Here is a 19,084-nt window from a genome sequence, read left to right as displayed (position 1 = left end):
CCCCGCCCCTCACGATACGGGGGCCGGTCAGTCCTTGGGGCTGAACGTGGCGAACGCCGTGTCCCGGAGCGTCCGGCACGCGGCGGCGTCCCACTCCGCCGCCTTGCAGGTGATCATGATCGAGTAGCCGTGCTTCGCGTCGACCTTGAAGCCGCGGTTGAGGACGCGGACCCGCTCGCCCTTCTGGTTCCGCTCGAAGCTCCAGTCCGCGACGGTCGGGTAGCCCTTCCACGCGACGGTGTCGACGCCGAGGTGCCTGTACCCGCTGCTGGTGAGGCGGACACCGCCGACGGCGGCGAGCCAGGCGGCCTTCGCGTCGTCCTTGGGGCTGCCGTTGAAGTCGACCTGGACGCGCGGGAAGCCGCCGCTCTCGCTCCATATGGCGCCCCCGCTGTAGCCCTCTATGGGGCGCATGACGAAGGAGGAGGGCATGGCCATGGAGAAGTGGAAGCGGTCGTTGGTGACGACGGCGTAGCCGGCGGGGAGCGCGGCGCCGGTGCCGCCGCCGGGCGTGCCGGTGGGCGTGGTGCCGGTCTGGCCGGTGGAGGTGCCCGGGGTGCCGGTCGCTCCGCCGGTGCCCGTCGCGGCGGAGCCGGAGGCGCCGTCCCCGCCGGGCTGGGTGCCGCCCTGCTGGCCGGGGTCGCTGGGCGTGCCGCCCTTGCCGCCGTCGCCGCCCGTCGCGCCGGAGCCGGCGTCGCCGCCGTCGCCGCCGGCCGTGGTCCCGGCCGAGACGGTGGTCTCGCCGCCCTTGCCCTCGTCGCCCTTGTCGTCGCCGTTCAGCGAGACGGCGAGGATGGTGCCGAGCACGGCGAGCACGGCGACCGCCGCGATGATCACCAGGGTGCGCCGGGGGACGACGTCGGTGAGCGGGGCGCGGACCGGGGCCGGCCGGGAGCCGCCCTGCGCGGGCACCGGCCGGGAGGACTCCTTGGTCCCGGCCTTCTCGGCCTCCTTGGCCCTGGCGTCCTTGGCCCGGTCCTTCGCCTTCGCCTCGGCCTTGGCCGCCGCGGCCGCGTTCCGCACGGAGGCGAGGGCGCCCCGCATCCGGTCGGCGGCGGGCTCGGGGGCCTTCTCCCGGGCGGCGGCCCGCACCTCCGGCTCCCGCTCCGGACGGGCCGGCAGCGGGACGACCCTGGTGGTCTCGGGCGAGGGCTCGGGCGCGGTCTCGGGGGCGTCCAGCACCGCGCGCAGCAGCACCCGGGCGCGGGCGTCGTCGAGCCGCTGCGCCGGGTCCTTGGCGAGCAGTCCGTAGATGACCTGTTCGAGACCGGGGCCCGCGTTCTTCGGCGGGTCGACGGGCTCGGTCATGACGGCGGTGAGGGTCGCGATCGCGGAGCCCTTGTCGTACGGCGGGCAGCCCTCGACCGCCGCGTAGAGCAGGCCGCCCAGCGACCACATGTCGGCGGCCGGGCCGGGCTTGTGGCCGCGGGCGCGCTCGGGCGAGATGTACGAGGGGGCGCCGACCAGCATGCCGGTCGAGGTGATGGAGGGGTCGCCCTCCACCTGGGCGATGCCGAAGTCGGTGAGGACGACGCGCCCGTCGTCGGAGATGAGGACGTTGGAGGGCTTCACGTCGCGGTGCAGGATGCCCTCGCGGTGCGCGGAGCGCAGCACGTCGAGGATGGCGAGGCCGACCTCGGCGGCGCGGCGCGGGGTGAGGACGCCGTCCTCGCGGACCGCGTCGGCGAGCGACTTGCCCTCGATGAGCTCCATGACGATCCAGGGGCGGTCGTCCTCGTCGACGACGTCGTAGACGGTCACGGCGCCGTTGTTGCGGATCTTGGCGATGGCCTTGGCCTCGCGCAGGGTCCGGGTGATCAGGCGGCGCTTCTCGTCCTCGTCGATGCTGCTGGGGAAGCGGAGTTCCTTGACGGCGACGGTGCGGCCGAGGGTCTCGTCGACGGCGCGCCAGACGGTGCCCATGCCGCCGCGGCCGAGGAGGGCGCCGAGCCGGTAGCGGCCGGCGAGCAGCCGGCCCTCGGTCTCGGCGGTGGACGAGGAGTCCTTGCGGAGCCGGTCGGCCGCGGGCCGCTGCCCGTCGCCGTCCCCGGCGCCGAAGCCGGCCCGTCCGGTGGACGGCTCGGTCCCGGGCACCCGGTCGCGGGGCGCGCGGTCCCGGGGTTCCGCCTCCTCGCGGGGCTTCCGGTCCTGGGGCGCGGCCTCCTGAGGCTTCGTCTCCTCCGGTCCGGCGTCCTGGGGGCGCGGCTCCGCGGCGGGCGTGCCCGCGTCCTGTTCCGCCGCGTCCCGCCGCGCCTCGCGCGCGGCCGGAACCGCTCCCCGTCCGCCGTCGGTGGCGGTCCCCGCGGGGGCGTCCCGCCGGGGGTCCTTCGCCGTGTCCCGCGACTGCTCCGACTCCGACATGCGTCCCCTCTGCGATCCCTGATCTCCGCCGCGTCCGCCGCACTCCGCACGCTGCGGCAACCCGCCCTGGAAGAGAGCCCATTGTCCCCCACCTCGCGGCGGGCGGCGTCCCCGGGTCCGTACTCCGGTATGACGACGCGCCACCGGGGCCCCCGGGTTCCCCCGGTTCCCGGACGCACCGTCAGCCGGGGGACCCGTCAGATCGGGACGATGTCGGGCGCACCGAGCCGTGCGGCGTCCGCGGTGAGGTCGTCGGGCTGCCGCTGCGACTCGCGCTCCGCCTCCACCCGCTTCTCGTAGTGCTCGACCTCCTTCTCGATCTGCCGCTCGTCCCAGCCGAGGACCGGCGCCATCAGCCCGGCGGCCTCGCGGGCGCTGCGGGTGCCGCGGTCGAAGGTCTCGATGGAGACGCGGGTGCGGCGGGTGAGGACGTCGTCCAGGTGGCGGGCGCCCTCGTGGGAGGCGGCGTAGACGACCTCGGCGCGCAGGTAGTCGTCGGCGGCGGCGAGCGGCTCGCCGAGCGAGGGGTCCTCGGCGATCAGGGCGAGGAGCTCCTCGGCGAGCGAGCCGTATCGGTTGAGCAGGTGCTCGACGCGGACGACGTGGAGGCCGGTGCGGGCGGCGATCCTGGCCCGCGCGTTCCACAGCGCCCGGTAGCCCTCGGCTCCGATCAGCGGGGTGTCCTCGGTGACGCAGGGGGCGACGCGCTGGTCGAGGCCGTGGACGGCCTCGTCGACGGCGTCCTTCGCCATCACCCGGTAGGTCGTGTACTTGCCGCCGGCGACGACGACCAGGCCGGGCACCGGGTGGGCGACGGTGTGCTCGCGGGAGAGCTTGCTGGTGGCGTCGGACTCGCCGGCGAGGAGGGGGCGCAGGCCCGCGTAGACGCCCTGGACGTCGTCCCGGGAGAGCGGGGTGGCGAGCACGGTGTTGACGTGCTCCAGGAGGTAGTCGATGTCGGCGCTGGAGGCGGCGGGGTGGGCCTTGTCGAGGTCCCAGTCGGTGTCGGTGGTGCCGACGATCCAGTGGCGTCCCCAGGGGATGACGAAGAGGACGGACTTCTCGGTGCGCAGGATGAGGCCGGTGGTGGAGTGGATCCGGTCCTTGGGGACGACGAGGTGGATGCCCTTGGAGGCGCGGACGTGGAACTGGCCGCGCTCGCCGATGAGGGCCTGGGTGTCGTCGGTCCACACCCCGGTGGCGTTGACGACCTGCTTGGCCCGGACGACGTACTCGCCGCCGGTCTCGACGTCCTGGACGCGGGCGCCGACGACCCGCTCGCCCTCCCGGAGGAAGCCGACGACGCGGGCGCGGCCGGCGGCCAGCGCGCCGTAGGAGGCGGCGGTGCGGACCAGGGTGAGGACGAAGCGGGCGTCGTCCATCTGGGCGTCGTAGTACTGGAGGGCGCCGGTGAGGGCGTCCTTGCGCAGGCAGGGGGCGACCCGCAGGGCGCCCCTGCGGCTGAGGTGGCGGTGGACGGGGAGGCCGCGGCCGTGCCCGGAGGAGACGGACATGGCGTCGTACAGGGCGACGCCGGAGCCCGCGTAGAAGCGCTCCCAGCCCTGGTGCCGGAGGGGGTAGAGGAACGGAACGGGCTTCACCAGGTGGGGGGCGAGCCGCTCCAGGAGGAGTCCGCGCTCCTTGAGGGCCTCGCGGACCAGGGCGAAGTCGAGCATCTCCAGATAGCGGAGTCCGCCGTGGATGAGCTTGCTGGAACGGCTGGAGGTGCCGGAGGCCCAGTCGCGGGCCTCGACGATGCCGGTGGAGAGCCCGCGCGTGACCGCGTCGAGGGCCGTGCCGGCTCCGACCACGCCGCCGCCGACGACGAGCACGTCCAGCTCGTGCTCGGCCATGGCCTCCAGTGCCGCGGCCCGCTCGGCCGGTCCCAGTGTCGCTGTCCTCACGGCTGCCGCCTCCCGTCGTCCCGTGCGTCCCGCCGCCCGTCCGCCGTGCGTCCGGGCGCGGGAGAGCCGGACCGCTCCGTGATCCGGCTCGCCGTCTCGATTCTGGACCGGCCCGCCGGCTTCGGCCACCGTCCCCGCACGGACCTGTGGATAACACTCGGCAACCTTCGATCATGCAATGCCGCATATCGGTCATATTTACTCCTAGTCTGACATTGCGTAGGCACGGGCGTGCGTACGCCCCAGGCAACGGCTACCGGGAAGGACGGCCCACCCCCATGCCCGCAGACCTCGCCGTCATCGGCCTCGGCCACCACGGACTCCCCCTCGCGCAGGCCGCGACCGCCGCGGGCATCACCACCGTCGGCTTCGACACCGACCCCCGCCCGGTCGCCGAACTCGCCGCGGGCCGCCCCCCGGTCGACGGCTCCCTCACCACCTCCGAGATCCGCCGCATGCTCGCCGGCGGCTTCCGGGCCACCACCGGCCCGGCCGAGCTCGGCCGGGTCCGCACCGCCGTCCTGTGCTCCCCCACCCCCCTCGGCCCCGACGGCGCCCTCGACCTCACCGCCGTCACCGCCGCCGCCCGCGCCCTGGCCGCCCGGCTGCGCCCCCACACCACCGTGATCCTGGAGTCCCCCGTCCCGCCCGGCACCACCGAGGGCCCGCTCCGGGAGCTCCTGGAGGACGGTTCGGGGCTGCGGGCCGGCCGCGACTTCCACCTCGCCTACTCCCCCGGCCGCCTCGACCCCGGCAACCGCCTGCCCGGCCCCGCCGGCACCCCCAAGGTCATCGGCGGCCTCACGCCCGCGTGCACCGAGTCCGCCGCCGCCTTCTACGGCCGCTTCACCGACAAGGTGGTGCGCGCCCGTGGCCCCCGGGAGGCCGAGACGGTCAAGCTCCTGGAGACCAACTTCCGGCACGTCAACATCGCCCTCGTCAACGAGATGGCGGTGCTCTGCCACGAGCTCGGCGTCGACCTGTGGGACGTCATCCGCTGCGCCGAGACCAAGCCCTTCGGCTTCCAGGCCTTCCGCCCCGGCCCCGGCGTCGGCGGCCACGGCGCCCCCGTCGAGCACCTGGGCGCCCACCGCCCGCTCCGCCTCGTCGAGCTCGCCGGCCGGGTCAACCAGCGGATGCCGCAGTACGTCGTGCAGCGCGCCGCCGCCCTCCTGAACGAGCATGGCAAGTCCGCCCGCGGCGCCCGGGTCCTGCTCCTCGGCATCACCTACAAGCCCGACCTCGCCGACCGCGAGGGCTCCCCCGCCGACGAGATCGCCGGCCGGCTCATGGACCTCGGCGCGGCGGTCAGCTTCCACGACCCGCACGTCCCCGACTGGCGGGTGCGGGAGCTGCCCGTCCCCCGCGCGGACTCCCTCTACGAGGCCGCCGCCCACGCGGATCTGACGGTCCTGCTCCAGCACCACCGCGTCTACGACCTCCAGGGCCTCGCGGTGAAGGCCCAGCTCCTCCTCGACACCCGCGGCGCCACCCCCGCCGGCACGGCGCACCGCCTCTGATCACGAGGAACGCGGAACGAAAGGATCCGGCCACGGGCCCGCCCCGGGTAACGGGTGGGCCACCGTCCGGACGGACTGCTAGTCTCCGGCCCTCTCGATCGCACACTCGTGCGCCATCCATCCAGGGGGACCCCGATGAGCCAGCCCGTACCGCCGCCCGGCAACCCGTTCGCACAGGACGCGGCCGCCCAGCAGCCCGCCGGCCAGAACCCGTACGCGCAGAACCCGGCCGGGCAGAACCCGTACGGCCAGGCCCCCGACGGCCAGAACCCGTTCGGCGCGTACCCGCCGGCGCCCGAGCCCCGCCGGGCCAACGTCGGTCTCGGCATCGTCGCCGCCGTCGTGGCCGCGCTAGTCACCGCCGGCATCTACGGGGCCGTCATGGGCGGCATCGAGCGCGAGATCGGCTGGGCCGCCATCGGCGTCGGCTTCGTCATCGGCCTCGCCGCCGGCAAGGTCGGCGGCAGCAACCCGGTGCTCCCCGTCGTCAGCGCCGTCCTCTCCCTCGGCGCCGTCTACGTCGGCCAGCTCGTCGGCATCGCGATCGTCGTCGCCAAGGAGCTGAACGTCTCGGCCACCGACATCGTCTTCCAGGAGTTCGGCCTGCTGACGCAGGCGTGGAGCGAGGGCAAGGACGCGATGACCTTCCTCTTCCTCGCGATCGCCGCCTTCGCCGCCTTCTCCGGCGCGAAGAAGGCCGCCGCCTGACCCGCCGGTACGCGAGAGGGCCCCGCACCGACCGGTGCGGGGCCCTCTCGTCTGCGGACCGGAGACGTCAGCGGCGGTGCTGGGCGTCCGCGACGGTGACCTCGACGCGCTGGAACTCCTTGAGCTCGCTGTAGCCCGTGGTGGCCATCGCGCGGCGCAGGGCGCCGAAGAAGTTCATCGAGCCGTCCGGGGTGTGCGACGGACCGGTGAGGATCTCCTCGGTGGTGCCGACGATGCCCAGGTCGACCAGCTTGCCGCGCGGCACGTCCTCGTGGACGGCCTCCATGCCCCAGTGGTGGCCCTTGCCGGGCGCGTCGGTGCCGCGCGCCAGCGGGGAGCCGATCATCACGGCGTCCGCGCCGCAGGCGATGGCCTTCGGCAGGTCGCCGGACCAGCCCACGCCGCCGTCGGCGATGACGTGCACGTACCGGCCGCCGGACTCGTCCATGTAGTCGCGGCGGGCCGCGGCCACGTCGGCGACGGCGGTCGCCATCGGGACCTGGATGCCCAGCACGTTGCGGGTGGTGTGCGCGGCGCCGCCGCCGAAGCCGACCAGGACGCCCGCGGCGCCGGTCCGCATCAGGTGCAGGGCGGCGGTGTACGTGGCGCAGCCGCCGACGATGACCGGGACGTCCAGCTCGTAGATGAACTGCTTCAGGTTCAGCGGCTCGGAGGCGCCGGAGACGTGCTCGGCGGAGACCGTGGTGCCGCGGATGACGAAGATGTCCACGCCCGCGTCGACGACGGCCTTGGAGAACTGCGCGGTGCGCTGCGGGGAGAGCGCGGCGGCGGTGACGACGCCGGAGTCGCGCACCTCCTTGATGCGCTGCCCGATCAGCTCCTCCTTGATCGGAGCCGCGTAGATCTCCTGCAGACGGCGGGTGGCGGTGGCCTCGTCCAGCTCGGCGATCTCGTCGAGCAGCGGCTGCGGGTCCTCGTGCCGGGTCCATAGGCCTTCGAGGTTCAGCACGCCCAGGCCACCGAGCTCGCCGATCCGGATGGCGGTCTGCGGGGAGACGACCGAGTCCATCGGGGCGGCCAGGAAGGGCAGCTCGAAGCGGTAGGCGTCGATCTGCCAGGCGATCGAGACCTCCTTCGGGTCCCGGGTGCGCCGGCTCGGCACGACGGCGATGTCGTCGAACGCGTACGCCCTGCGGCCGCGCTTGCCGCGCCCGATCTCGATCTCAGTCACGATGTGTGGCCTTTCCCTCTGTGTCTGCGCCTACCAGTATCCCCGACACACGCGCGGGGGGCGGCTCCGGCCACATGCCGGAACCGCCCCCTCCCGTGCGCGCGGACTACTTCCTGCTGTAGTTCGGCGCCTCGACCGTCATCTGGATGTCGTGCGGGTGGCTCTCCTTGAGGCCCGCCGAGGTGATCCGGACGAAGCGGCCCTTGGACTCCATCTCCTCGATGGTGGCGGCGCCCACGTAGCCCATCGTCTGGCGCAGGCCGCCGACGAGCTGGTGGACGACGGAGGAGAGCGGGCCGCGGTAGGGCACCTGGCCCTCGATGCCCTCGGGCACGAGCTTGTCGTCCGAGGTGACGTCGGCCTGGAAGTAGCGGTCCTTGGAGTAGGACCGGCCCTGGCCGCGGGACTGCATGGCGCCGAGCGAGCCCATGCCGCGGTACGACTTGAACTGCTTGCCGTTGATGAAGAGCAGCTCGCCGGGCGACTCCTCGCAGCCCGCGAGGAGGCTGCCGAGCATCACCGTGTCGGCGCCGGCGGCGAGCGCCTTGCCGATGTCGCCGGAGTACTGGAGGCCGCCGTCGCCGATCAGCGGGACGCCGGCGGCGCGGGCCGCGAGACCCGCCTCGTAGATCGCGGTGACCTGCGGGACGCCGATGCCGGCGACCACGCGGGTGGTGCAGATGGAGCCGGGGCCCACGCCGACCTTGATGCCGTCGACACCGGCGTCGATCATCGCCTGGGCGCCGTCGCGGGTGGCGACGTTGCCGCCGATCACATCGACGTTCACGCTCGACTTGATCTTCGACATCCAGCTGAGGGCGTTGCTGTTGTGGCCGTGCGAGGTGTCGACGATGAGGAAGTCGACGCCGACGGCGGCGAGCGCCTGGGCGCGCTCCAGGGCCTCGGGGCTGGCGCCGACGGCGGCGCCGACGAGCAGGCGGCCCTCGGAGTCCTTGGCGGCGTTCGGGTACTTCTCCGCCTTGACGAAGTCCTTGACGGTGATGAGGCCCTTGAGCACGCCCTCGTCGTCGACGAGCGGCAGCTTCTCGATCTTGTGGCGGCGCAGCAGCTCCATGGCGTCGACGCCGGAGATGCCGACCTTGCCGGTGACGAGCGGCATCGGCGTCATGACCTCGCGGACCTGGCGGCTGCGGTCGGTCTCGAAGGCCATGTCGCGGTTGGTCACGATGCCGAGGAGCTTGCCGTCGGGCGCGGTGACCGGGACGCCGCTGATGCGGAACTTGGCGCAGAGGGCGTCGGCCTCGGCGAGGGTCGCCTCCGGGTGGACCGTGATCGGGTCGGTCACCATGCCGGACTCGGAGCGCTTGACGAGGTCCACCTGGTTGACCTGGTCCTCGACGGAGAGGTTCCGGTGGAGCACGCCGACGCCGCCCAGACGGGCCATGGCGATCGCCATGCGGGACTCGGTCACCTTGTCCATCGCCGCGGAGAGCAGCGGGATGTTGACCCGGACGTTACGAGAGATGCGGGACGAGGTGTCGACCGCGTTGGGGAGCACCTCGGAGGCTCCCGGCAGCAGCAGCACGTCGTCGTAGGTCAGCCCGAGTGTCGCGAATTTTCCGGGCACTCCGTCGACGTTGGCAGTCATGACACCTTCCCAAATGGCCTTGATCGGTGCGGGATGTCCATGCTAACGGGCCTGAGCCGTGTCTCATTCCACGATCAAGATCAGCGGAAAGCTTTGGACCTTCGTACGTATGCGAAAGGGCCGCTCCGGAGCCGTGCCGCTTACTGCTCGGCCAGCGCCCGCAGCCGGCTGAGGGCGCGGTGCTGGGCGACCCGGACGGCGCCCGGGGACATGCCGAGCATCTGGCCGGTCTCCTCGGCGGTCAGGCCGACGGCGACCCGCAGGACGAGGAGCTCGCGCTGGTTCTCCGGGAGGTTGGCGAGCAGCTTCTTGGCCCATTCGGCGTCGTCGCTGAGGAGGGCGCGCTCCTCGGGGCCGAGGGAGTCGTCGGGCCGCTCGGGCATCTCGTCGGAGGGCACGGCGGTGGATCCGGGGTGGCGCATCGCGGCCCGCTGGAGGTCGGCGACCTTGTGTCCGGCGATGGCGAAGACGAAGGCCTCGAAGGGCCGGCCGGTGTCCTTGTAGCGCGGCAGGGCCATGAGGACGGCGACGCAGACCTCCTGCGCGAGGTCCTCGACGAAGTGGCGGGCGTCACCGGGCAGCCGGTTGAGCCGGGTGCGGCAGTAGCGCAGCGCGAGGGGGTGGACGCGCGCCAGCAGGTCGTGGGTGGCCTGCGCGTCCCCTTCGACGGCACGGTGGACGAGCGCACCGATCTCCCCCTGCCCGGCAGGCATGGGGGAACCCATGGTCTCGTCGTCGCGCATCGCTCCATGGTGCCCCGATGCCGGTCCGCCGGCGGCACCGTGTCCGTAGTTGTGCACCGAAGCGTTATGAGCAGGTGCGCCTGGATTCATCTCTGGCGCCCTCCCCTTCCGCTCGATCGACTCGTCCCCGAGGAACTCCACACCTCAAGGATGCGGCATCGCGCGGGGAAGTGACACAGGCCCGCCCCGTCCGCCCCTCGGCGGACGGGGGTACGGACGGGGAGGCGGTCGGTGTCCGCCGATTCAGCGGACCAGACCCCAGCGGAATCCGAGCGCGACGGCGTGCGCCCGGTCGGAGGCCCCGAGCTTCTTGAAGAGGCGCCGGGCGTGGGTCTTCACGGTGTCCTCGGAGAGGAAGAGCTCGCGCCCGATCTCCGCGTTGGACCGGCCGTGGCTCATGCCTTCGAGGACCTGGATCTCGCGCGCGGTGAGGGTGGGCGCGGCGCCCATCTCGGCCGAACGGAGCCGCCGCGGCGCAAGCCGCCAGGTCGGGTCGGCGAGCGCCTGCGTGACGGTGGCCCGCAGCTCGGCGCGGGAGGCGTCCTTGTGCAGGTAGCCGCGGGCGCCGGCGGCGACCGCGAGCGCGACGCCGTCGAGGTCCTCGGCGACCGTGAGCATGATGATCCGGGCGCCGGGGTCGGCCGAGAGCAGCCGGCGGACCGTCTCCACGCCGCCGAGGCCGGGCATGCGCACGTCCATCAGGATGAGGTCCGAGCGGTCCGCGCCCCAGCGGCGGAGGACTTCCTCGCCGTTGGCCGCGGTGGTCACGCGCTCCACGCCGGGCACGGTCGCGACCGCGCGGCGAAGCGCCTCTCGGGCAAGCGGGGAGTCGTCGCAGACGAGAACGGAGGTCATGACCGACCTCCGCGGCTCTCGCAGCTGATGCGCGTCACCTTGAGCCTCCAGGGCTGGTACGTATCGTCACCTGTGCGGTTGACGCTCCCGGACACCTGCCCGATCGCTTGTTCATTCAACCGCCTCGCACTCTCAACGATGGTCACTCGAAAGAGTTACGGGTCGGGCGAGACCTTCGGCACTCCTCGTGAGGGGCCGTGCACGGAGAAGAGCGCCGCAGGTCCTGCGTCCATCGCCGGAAGCCATCACCAGAAGCTATGCCCCATTTAGCGGGTTTTCTTCCCTTTTCGCGGTGTCTGTGGCTAGATTCGCAATGAGTCATATTTACATCTACTTCGACAGTAGTCGGACCCACCCGGACCGACCGGGGCCCGAGGAGCCCCGGGGCGACAGCCACTTCCCGCCCACCCACCAACCCGTTTCGACACGGTTTCAAGGGGACTAGCGCAATGGCAGATTTCTCCCGCCTTCCCGGACCCAACGCCGATCTGTGGGACTGGCAACTGCTCGCGGCCTGCCGCGGGGTCGACAGCTCCCTGTTCTTCCACCCCGAGGGAGAGCGCGGCGCGGCACGGAGTGCGCGTGAGAACTCGGCGAAAGAGGTCTGCATGCGGTGCCCGGTCCGCGCGCAGTGCGCGGCACACGCACTCGCCGTGCGGGAGCCCTACGGCGTCTGGGGCGGCCTCACCGAGGACGAACGCGAAGAACTCATGGGACGCGCGCGCAACCGCCTGATCGCGGCGGCTCCGGCGGCGTCCGCCGGCCGATCGATCGTGGGGCACGCCTGAAGGAACGTTTCCTCATCAGCTGAGACAGGAAGCCCGGTGGTCCTCGGGGGACCCGGGCGTCCGTGGCCGCGCGCGGGGGGCGGCGCCCGGACGGCCACCGCCCCGCCGGGTCCCCGGCGAAGGCGCGGCTACGCGCGCGCGGCGGCCCGGGTCAGCTCGTCGAGGGTGGCCGCCACCGCGGGCACCTGGGCCAGGTCCGGCAGCGTCAGGGCCACGATCTCCCGCTCCACGGCCGGCTCGACCGCGACGGTCCTGGCCCCCTTGGGCCGTACGGACTCGATGGCCAGCTCCGGCAGGACGGCCACGCCGAGCCCCGCGCCGACCAGGCCCACCACCGCCGGGTAGTCGTCGGTGGCGAAGTCGATGCGCGGGGCGAAGCCGGCCTCCTCGCAGACGTCCACGAGCTGGCGGCGGCAGCGGGGGCAGCCGGCGATCCACGCGTCGCCGGCGAGCTCGGCGATGCCGACCGAGCCGGCGTCCGCGAGCGGGTGCCCCTCGGGGACCAGGCCGACGAGCCGGTCGGCGAGCAGCGGGCGGACCACCAGGTCGTCCCACTCGCCGGCGGCGTGCCCGGAGCCGTACCGGAAGGCGAGGGCGATGTCGCAGTCGCCCTCGCGGAGCATCTCGACGGAGCGCGGCGGCTCGGCCTCGACGAGGGAGACCCGGGTGCCGGGGTGGGCGGCGCGCAGGGCGGCAAGCGCGGTGGGGACGAGGGTCGAGCTGCCGCTGGGGAAGGAGACCAGGCGGACCCGGCCGGCCCGCAGGCCGGCGATGGCGGCGACCTCCTCCTCCGCGGCGGTGAGTCCGGCGAGGATGCCGGCGGCGTGCCGGACGAGGACCTCCCCGGCCTGGGTGAGGCGCATCTCGCGGCCGGTCCGGATGAGCAGCGGGGTGCCGGCCGAGCCCTCCAGGGCCTTCATCTGCTGGCTGACGGCGGGCTGGGTGCAGCCGAGTTCGCGCGCGGCGGCCGAGAAGGAGCCGGTGGCGGCGACGGCCCGCAGGACGCGGAGGTGGCGTGCCTCGATCATGGTTCGAGCATAAGCGACGCTTGGATGCGGAAGCGAATCTTCGAACACAACTTTGAGGTAGGGGCCGGGAGACCCGCCTACGCTGCCTTCCATGACCTTGCTGAGCGTGAACACGGGCCGGGCGAAGAGCGTCGCCTACAGCGAATCCGCCTCCGGACGGACGGGCATCGACAAGCGGCCCGTCGACGGCCCCGTACGGATCGACGCCCCCGGCCCGGCCGGCGTCGGGGCGAGCGGCGTCGCCGGGGACGACGTGTGCGACCTGCGCTTCCACGGAGGCGCCGACCGGGCGGTGTACGCCTTCGCCCGCGAGGACCTGGACCGCTGGGAGCGGGAGCTGGGCAAGGAGCTGGCGAACGGCTCCTTCGGCGAGAACCTGACCACGAGCGGCCTGGACGTGAACGGGGCGCTGATCGGCGAACGCTGGCGGATCGGCGGGGAGGTGGTCCTGGAGGTCACCGGCGGCCGGATCCCCTGCCGCACCTTCCAGGGCCACCTGGAGGAGCTGGGCCTCGACGCCAGGGGCTGGGTGCGGAGGTTCACGCGGGCCGAGGCCGGTCCCGGCGCGCTGCTGCGGGTGATCGAGCCGGGCGAGGTGCGGGCCGGCGACCCGGTGACGGTGGTGCACCGGCCGGACCACTCCGTCACGGTCGCCCTCCTGCACCGGGCGGCGACCACCGAGCGGAAGCTGCTGCCCGGGACCCTGGTGGCCGCCGAGTGGATGGAGTCCGGGCTCCTCGCGGTCGCCCGGCAGTACGCGGAGAAGTACGGCGCCTGAGGCCGGCCCGTCCGGGGACCGGGCGCCGCGGCGCCGGGCACTACGGTTCCGGTATGACCACTGCACTGATCACGGGAGCCACCGCCGGTATCGGGGCCGCGTTCGCGCGCAGGCTGGCCGCCGACGGGCACGACGTCGTCCTGGTGGCGCGGGACCTGAAGCGGCTGCGGGAGCAGGCCACCGAACTGCACGACCGGCACGGCGTGGAGGCCGAGGTGCTCGCCGCCGACCTCTCCGGGGAGGAGGGGATCGCCGCGGTCGAGGCCCGGCTCTCCGACGCGCGCCGCCCGGTCGACCTGCTGGTGAACAACGCGGGCTTCGGGAACAAGGGCCGCTTCCTCGACGTGTCGATGGCCGACGAGCTGAGGATGCTGACCGTGCACTGCGAGGCGGTGCTCCGGCTGACCTCGGCCGCGTCCGCCGCGATGCGGGAGCGCGGGCGGGGCGGGGTGGTGAACGTGGCCTCGGTGGCGGCCTTCGTGCCGCGCGGCACCTACGGCGCCTCGAAGGCGTGGGTCGTGCAGTTCACCCAGGGCGCGGCCCGCGACCTCGCGGGCAGCGGGGTGCGGCTGATGGCGCTCTGCCCCGGCTTCGTGCGCACCGAGTTCCACGAGCGGGCGGGGATGGGGACGGACAACATCCCCGGCTGGATGTGGCTGGACGCGGACAAGCTGGTGGCGGCGGCCCTGTCGGACCTGGCGCGCGGGAAGACCCTGTCGATCCCGGACCCGCGCTACAAGGCCCTGATGGGCGTGGTGAAGCTGGCGCCGCGCGCGCTGCTCGGCGGGGTCTCGTCCAAGGCCGGGCGTAAGTACGGACCCCGATAGCGGTGTCCCGCCCGGGTTCCCCGGCCCTCCTGCTCGGGACGGGTCGAGTACGCGCGCCTGCGCGGGCGCGGCGGATTGCCGGAGGCTCGGGGGCAGGGACCGGCCACCTCGGAAGAACCTTCCCTTCGCGCTGACGGACGACGGCTCGGGGCTCTTCGCGATCGGCGCGTTCACGGTCGGGTCGGCGGCCCGGCCGCGGCCTTCGTCACGCGGGCCCTGGTGACGGCGTGGTCGGACCGGCGGTTCCGGGCAGCGTGAGGCGCGTGACGGCGCCGTCCCCCCACCTGACGCGCAGCTCGGGCCCCTCGGCGACCTCGACCTCCGCGAGGGCGGCGGCCGGGGCCGGGGCCGTCTCGCCGGTGAGCGAGGCGAGCGCGACGAAGAGGGCCGCGGGCCCGCGGGTGGCGCCGTGGACGGCGGGGGTACGGGTCGGGGCCGGGCCCTGGAGGGTGGCCCCGGTGGGGAGCGCGGTGACCTCGGGACCGTAACCGTGGACCGGGTGGAGCTGGGAGGCGGGGGCGCCGGGCGCGTCGGGGACGGCCCAGCCGGTCTGCCGCACGGGGGTGCCCTCCGGCGCGCCGAGGACGAGGTGGGCGCGGAGTTCGGCGCGCCCGCGGGCGAGGGTGGCGGAGACGACCCGGACCCCGGGGAGCGGGGTGTGCGCGGAGACGGCCCGGTCGGGGCCGCCGGGGAGCGGTGCGGCGGGGCCCCGGTCGGTGGCGGTGCCGTCGGGGCGGAGCAGCGCGAAGTGGTTGTCGGCCGGGTCGGGGGCGCCGGTGGGGCCGGTGCGGGTGGCGTAGGCGAAGCGGGCGTATCCGGGGTCGTCGCCGCCGGGTCCGCCGGCGGCGACGTGGTTGCTGCCGTGGTTGTGGAGGCGGACCAGGCCGTCGGCGGCGGTGGTCTGGACGAGCAGGCCGGTGGGGCCGAGCGGGCGGACGGTGTCGGCGCGTTCGGCGGGGAGGGGTTCCTCGGGGGCGGTCCAGACGGGGTGGTCCGGGGGGAGCAGCAGTCCGAGGAAGCCCTTCGAGGCCCAGTAGGGCGAGGCCGGACCCGAGTAGGCCTGGACGAGCGGCGGGTGGGGGCCGTGCCAGCCGAGGGTGAGCAGCCCGCGGCCGTCGGTGGCGCCGCGGTCGAGGAAGTACCGCAGGGAGCCGGAGGCGAGGCGGCGGGTGGTGCCGGGGGTGAGCGGGGTGTGGCCGGTGAGGGCGCCGAGCCAGGGGGCGGCGGCCGCGGCGAAGCGGTAGACGAGGGAGCGTCCGTACGGGACGGGGGCGCCGCTGGTGTCGAAGAGGTGGGCGTGGTCGGCGAGGTGGGCGCGGAGCCGGGGGCCGTACCGGTCGAGGAGCTCCCGGTCGCCGGCGAGGTGGGCGTGGAGGACCGGGTAGAGGTGCAGGGCCCAGGAGTTGTAGTGGTCGAAGGCGCGGTTGTCGCCGTCGCTGTACCAGCCGTCGCCGAGGTACCAGTCCTCGATGCGGGCGAGGGAGCGGTCGGCGGTGGCGGCGGCGCGGTCGGTCTCGATGCCGGCGTCCCGGAGGAAGCCGGCGACGGTGAGGCCGAAGAGCCACCAGTTGTTGTCGACGGGCGAGGGGGCGAGGGCGGGGAGCAGCCAGTCGGCGGCGCGCTGCCGGGTGCGGTCGTCGAGGCGGTCCCAGAGCCAGGGGCGGGTGAGGCGCAGGCCGAGGGCGACCGAGGCCGACTCGACGACCGCCTGGCGGGTGCCGGTGGTCGTGGGCCAGGCGTCGGGGTCGCCGTCGGCGCCGGGCGCGAGGGTGCCGGCGGCGAGCCCGGCCGCGTACCGGTCGAGGTGGCCGTGCGGGTCCTCGCCGCGGGCGCCGGCGACGCGGAGGGCGGCGAGGAGGAAGGTGCGGGCGAAGCCCTCCAGGCCGTCGGAGCGGGGGCCGGACCAGCTGGGGCGGGGGCCCGGGAGGTCGATGCGGCCGCCGCGCGGCGAGGCGTGGGGGCGGACGGCGAGGAGGAGCCGGTCGGCGGTCCGCTCCCAGTGGGCGCGGGTCCATCCGGTGTACGGGCTGAGCTCACGGTCCTCCGGCGGCGTGGGCATGATGCTCCTGGGGTCCCGGGGGGGGTGACGGCTGCCTCGCCGGAATCCTCGACATGCTCCGATCGAACGTCAAGAGATTCAGAGCGAATGATCGAAACTCCCGTCGTTCGATCATTTCGTCTAAGGTCAGCTGTCCCGGGGCCGTCAAGGCCGGAACCACCACCACGAGGGGGAACCGCAGGTGCGCGAGAGTGCCGACGAACGACACGCCCGACTGCTGGACCTGGTGCGCGAGCGCGGCACGGTCCGCGTCGCCGAGCTGGCCGGCCTGCTGGGGGTCTCCCCCGTCACCGCCCGCCGCGACGCGGAGGCGCTGGCCGGCCGCGGCCTGCTCGACCGGGTGCACGGCCAGGTCTCGTGGCCGCGCCCCGGCGGGCCCGGCTCGCCCCGGACCGGCGCCGCCGAGGGCCTGGTGATCGGCCTGCTCGCGCCCTCCGCCACGTACTACTTCGCCGAGGTCATCCGGGGTGCGCACGAGGCGGCGGCCCGGGCCGGCGCCCGGCTGGTGCTGCGGATCTCGGACTACCGCCCCGAGGAGGACCGGGCCCGCACCGAGGGGCTGCTCGCGGCCGGCGCCGAGGGGGTCCTCGTGGCGCCGGGCTGGCGCGGCCCGGAGGACCGGCTCGCCCACGGCGACTGGCCGGCCCTGCTGCCGGTGCCGGCGGTGCTCCTGGAGCGGCGGGCCGAGCCGGGCAGCCCCCTCGACGGGCTCGACCGGGTCTCCTCCGACCACGCCCACGGGGTGCTGCTCGCCCTGCGCCACCTGCTCGGGCTCGGTCACGCGACCCCGCTCCTGGTGGCCCGCGGCGACTCGCCGACCGCGCTCGCGGTGCGGGCCGGGTACGCCGAGGCGCTGGGGGTGCTGGGCCTGGAGGAGCCGCGGCCGGTGATCGACTCCGTGCCGGCCGAGGCGGACCCGGAGGGGTTCGAGCGGGTGGTGCGGGCGCTGCACGAGGCGGTCTCGTCGGGGCTCGCGAGCGCGGCGCTCGTCCACAACGACGTGGACGCGATCGAGATCATGCAGCGGCTCGCCCCGCTCGGCGTGCGGGTGCCCGAGGACCTCGCGCTCATCGCGTACGACGACGAGGTCGCCGCGCTGGCCGACACCCCGCTGACGGCGGTGGCCCCGCCGAAGCGGCAGGTGGGCCGGCACGCCGCGGAGCTGCTGGTGGAGCGGCTGACCGGGCGCGCGGACGAGGACGCGCCGCGCCGCCACGTGAGCCTGCTGCCGCGGCTGCGGGTGCGGGCCTCCTGCGGCGCCTCCGGCCCGGAGCCCACCCTCTGATCGATTTGATCTTTTTCCGATCATTCAATCTTTCGCTCTTGACTTCGCTCAGGAACGGTCCCAGGATCACGGCCAACCCCCTCCACGCCGCCGATCAGGAGCCGTGCCGTGAGCCTCAGCTGGAGCAGAACGTCCCGTGTCATAGCCGGCACCGCCGCCGCCCTCGCCGTCCTCACGGCCTGCGGCGGGGGCGGTGACGCAACCGGTTCCGCCGACGGCGAGCCGGTGCGCCTCACCTTCTGGGGCTGGGCCAAGGGCTCCAAGGAGGTCGTCGACGCCTTCAACGCCTCCCACACCGACATCGAGGTGACCTTCGAGGAGATCCCCTCCGGCAACGCCGGCGGCTACGCCAAGATCTCCAACGCGGTGAAGGCGGGCAACGCCCCCGACCTCGTCTCCATCGAGTACCCCTCGCTCCCCGAGTTCGTCTCCTCCGGCGCCCTCCAGGAGATCGGCGACGTCCTCCCCGAGTCCGCCCGCGCCGCCCTCCTCCCCCAGGCCGTCGAGCTCACCACCCTCGGCGGCAAGTCCTGGGCCGTCCCCTTCGACGCCGCCCCGCAGGCCTTCTACTACCGCAAGGACCTCTTCGAGAAGTACCGCGTCGAGGTCCCCACCACCTGGGACGGCTTCAGGAAGGCCGCCGAGCAGGTGAGGAGGGCCGACCCGAAGGCCCGCATCGCCACCTTCTTCCCCGACGACCCCACCACCTTCGAGGCGATGGCCTGGCAGGCCGGCGCCCAGTGGTTCAAGGCCGAGGGCGACACCTGGAAGATCGACACCACCGACCCGGCCACCACCCGGGTCACCGCCTACTGGCAGGGCCTCCTCGACGACGGGCTCGTCCACAAGAACGCCTCCTTCAGCCCCGAGTGGACCGGCTCCCTGAAGAACGGCACCACCGTCGGCTACCTCGGCGCCTCCTGGGGCGCCGGCGTCCTCAAGGGCACCCTCCCCGAGCAGTCCGGCAAGTGGGCCGTCGCCCCCCTGCCCAGCTGGGACGGCAAGCCCGCCTCCGGCATGCTCGGCGGCTCCACCTTCGCCGTGCCCAAGAGCAGCAGGCACAAGGCCGCCGCCGTCGAGTTCGCCACCTGGATGGCCACCACCGAGGAGGGCGTGAAGGCCCGCATCGCCTCCGGCACCTCCAGCGCCTTCCCCGCCGCCACCGCCCTGCGCCCCGTCGCCAAGGAGGCCTTCGACGCCGGCTTCTACGGCGGCCAGGACATCTACGCCCTCTTCGAGGCCGCCGGCGCCTCCATCACCCCGCAGTGGTCCTGGGGCCCCGCCACCGGCACCACCAACACCGCCATCAAGGACCGCTTCGGCGCCGTCGCCGCGGGCGGGCCCACCCTCGCCGACGCGGTGAGGGCCGGCCACGACGCCACCGTCGCCGAACTCACCAGGCGCGGCCTGAAGGTCGAGGGCTGAGC

At 74.1% G+C, this 19,084-nt stretch carries 15 protein-coding genes; 7 read left to right on the top strand and 8 right to left on the bottom strand.

Annotation, left to right across the window (positions count from 1 at the left end; translation table 11 throughout):
- Positions 1-27: 27 nt before the first annotated feature.
- Both IE287_RS02070 and IE287_RS02065 read right to left on the bottom strand, forming a co-directional pair.
- Positions 28-2,361 (bottom strand): serine/threonine-protein kinase, encoded by a 2,334-nt coding sequence (locus IE287_RS02070; RefSeq protein WP_189847088.1) that lies wholly within the window; start codon positions 2,359-2,361, stop codon positions 28-30.
- 197 nt (positions 2,362-2,558) lie between these two features.
- Entirely contained in the window at positions 2,559-4,265 is a 1,707-nt protein-coding gene (locus tag IE287_RS02065) for a glycerol-3-phosphate dehydrogenase/oxidase (protein ID WP_189847087.1), read from the bottom strand.
- Between the two features lie 278 nt (positions 4,266-4,543).
- Here IE287_RS02065 and IE287_RS02060 point away from each other — a divergent pair, with 278 nt between their 5' ends.
- The gene (locus tag IE287_RS02060; RefSeq protein ID WP_189847086.1) at positions 4,544-5,785 is read left to right on the top strand and encodes a nucleotide sugar dehydrogenase; all 1,242 of its coding nucleotides are present in this window, start codon (positions 4,544-4,546) and stop codon (positions 5,783-5,785) included.
- A 135-nt stretch (positions 5,786-5,920) separates the two neighbouring features.
- Positions 5,921-6,493, top strand: coding sequence for a hypothetical protein (locus tag IE287_RS02055; protein WP_189847085.1), 573 nt, complete (start codon positions 5,921-5,923; stop codon positions 6,491-6,493).
- 67 nt (positions 6,494-6,560) lie between these two features.
- Here the strand turns inward: IE287_RS02055 and IE287_RS02050 are convergent, their stop codons facing one another.
- The 4 genes from IE287_RS02050 to IE287_RS02035 form a co-directional block, all read right to left on the bottom strand.
- The gene (locus IE287_RS02050; protein WP_189847084.1) at positions 6,561-7,685 is read right to left on the bottom strand and encodes a GuaB3 family IMP dehydrogenase-related protein; all 1,125 of its coding nucleotides are present in this window, start codon (positions 7,683-7,685) and stop codon (positions 6,561-6,563) included.
- 106 nt (positions 7,686-7,791) lie between these two features.
- Complete coding sequence (gene guaB / locus IE287_RS02045; protein ID WP_043227893.1) at positions 7,792-9,294, bottom strand: IMP dehydrogenase; 1,503 nt, start codon at positions 9,292-9,294, stop codon at positions 7,792-7,794.
- Between the two features lie 140 nt (positions 9,295-9,434).
- A complete protein-coding gene (locus IE287_RS02040; RefSeq protein ID WP_030750140.1) occupies positions 9,435-10,037 on the bottom strand; it encodes a sigma-70 family RNA polymerase sigma factor in 603 nt (200 codons plus the stop codon).
- Between the two features lie 243 nt (positions 10,038-10,280).
- Positions 10,281-10,892, bottom strand: coding sequence for a response regulator transcription factor (locus tag IE287_RS02035; protein ID WP_003948568.1), 612 nt, complete (start codon positions 10,890-10,892; stop codon positions 10,281-10,283).
- 449 nt (positions 10,893-11,341) lie between these two features.
- Between IE287_RS02035 and IE287_RS02030 the strand changes: the two genes are divergently transcribed.
- A complete protein-coding gene (locus IE287_RS02030) occupies positions 11,342-11,680 on the top strand; it encodes a WhiB family transcriptional regulator (protein ID WP_189847083.1) in 339 nt (112 codons plus the stop codon).
- Between the two features lie 128 nt (positions 11,681-11,808).
- On the opposite strand, the gene IE287_RS02025 is transcribed toward IE287_RS02030, so the two are convergent.
- Complete coding sequence (locus IE287_RS02025; RefSeq protein ID WP_189847082.1) at positions 11,809-12,708, bottom strand: LysR family transcriptional regulator; 900 nt, start codon at positions 12,706-12,708, stop codon at positions 11,809-11,811.
- Between the two features lie 91 nt (positions 12,709-12,799).
- Between IE287_RS02025 and IE287_RS02020 the strand changes: the two genes are divergently transcribed.
- Both IE287_RS02020 and IE287_RS02015 read left to right on the top strand, forming a co-directional pair.
- On the top strand, positions 12,800-13,486 hold the full coding sequence (locus tag IE287_RS02020) for an MOSC domain-containing protein (RefSeq protein WP_189847081.1): 687 nt from the start codon (positions 12,800-12,802) through the stop codon (positions 13,484-13,486).
- A 53-nt stretch (positions 13,487-13,539) separates the two neighbouring features.
- Positions 13,540-14,313, top strand: a complete 774-nt coding sequence (locus IE287_RS02015) for an SDR family NAD(P)-dependent oxidoreductase (protein WP_189847080.1) — start codon at positions 13,540-13,542, stop codon at positions 14,311-14,313.
- 205 nt (positions 14,314-14,518) lie between these two features.
- Here the strand turns inward: IE287_RS02015 and IE287_RS02010 are convergent, their stop codons facing one another.
- Positions 14,519-16,372: a DUF2264 domain-containing protein gene (locus IE287_RS02010; protein ID WP_189847079.1), complete on the bottom strand. Its 1,854-nt coding sequence runs from the start codon at positions 16,370-16,372 to the stop codon at positions 14,519-14,521.
- Between the two features lie 181 nt (positions 16,373-16,553).
- Here IE287_RS02010 and IE287_RS02005 point away from each other — a divergent pair, with 181 nt between their 5' ends.
- Together IE287_RS02005 and IE287_RS02000 are read left to right on the top strand one after the other, a co-directional pair.
- Positions 16,554-17,657, top strand: coding sequence for a substrate-binding domain-containing protein (locus tag IE287_RS02005; protein WP_189847078.1), 1,104 nt, complete (start codon positions 16,554-16,556; stop codon positions 17,655-17,657).
- Positions 17,658-17,765: 108 nt separating this feature from the next.
- Positions 17,766-19,082 (top strand): ABC transporter substrate-binding protein, encoded by a 1,317-nt coding sequence (locus IE287_RS02000; protein WP_189847077.1) that lies wholly within the window; start codon positions 17,766-17,768, stop codon positions 19,080-19,082.
- Positions 19,083-19,084 lie beyond the last annotated feature (2 nt).

Source organism: Streptomyces omiyaensis (assembly GCF_014650895.1).
Taxonomy (GTDB): domain Bacteria; phylum Actinomycetota; class Actinomycetes; order Streptomycetales; family Streptomycetaceae; genus Streptomyces; species Streptomyces omiyaensis.
Note: the sequence above shows the minus strand (reverse complement) of the source record. Positions and strands in the feature narration are given on the sequence as shown.

What these genes read in the sequence shown, in the direction of transcription:
- IE287_RS02070 (WP_189847088.1), bottom strand. Translation starts at nt 2,361, where the DNA reads ATGTCGGAGTCGGAGCAGTCGCGGGACACGGCGAAGGACCCCCGGCGG.
- IE287_RS02060 (WP_189847086.1), top strand. Translation starts at nt 4,544, where the DNA reads ATGCCCGCAGACCTCGCCGTCATCGGCCTCGGCCACCACGGACTCCCC.
- IE287_RS02055 (WP_189847085.1), top strand. Translation starts at nt 5,921, where the DNA reads ATGAGCCAGCCCGTACCGCCGCCCGGCAACCCGTTCGCACAGGACGCG.
- guaB (WP_043227893.1), bottom strand. Translation starts at nt 9,294, where the DNA reads ATGACTGCCAACGTCGACGGAGTGCCCGGAAAATTCGCGACACTCGGG.
- IE287_RS02040 (WP_030750140.1), bottom strand. Translation starts at nt 10,037, where the DNA reads ATGCGCGACGACGAGACCATGGGTTCCCCCATGCCTGCCGGGCAGGGG.
- IE287_RS02035 (WP_003948568.1), bottom strand. Translation starts at nt 10,892, where the DNA reads ATGACCTCCGTTCTCGTCTGCGACGACTCCCCGCTTGCCCGAGAGGCG.
- IE287_RS02030 (WP_189847083.1), top strand. Translation starts at nt 11,342, where the DNA reads ATGGCAGATTTCTCCCGCCTTCCCGGACCCAACGCCGATCTGTGGGAC.
- IE287_RS02025 (WP_189847082.1), bottom strand. Translation starts at nt 12,708, where the DNA reads ATGATCGAGGCACGCCACCTCCGCGTCCTGCGGGCCGTCGCCGCCACC.
- IE287_RS02020 (WP_189847081.1), top strand. Translation starts at nt 12,800, where the DNA reads ATGACCTTGCTGAGCGTGAACACGGGCCGGGCGAAGAGCGTCGCCTAC.
- IE287_RS02015 (WP_189847080.1), top strand. Translation starts at nt 13,540, where the DNA reads ATGACCACTGCACTGATCACGGGAGCCACCGCCGGTATCGGGGCCGCG.
- IE287_RS02010 (WP_189847079.1), bottom strand. Translation starts at nt 16,372, where the DNA reads ATGCCCACGCCGCCGGAGGACCGTGAGCTCAGCCCGTACACCGGATGG.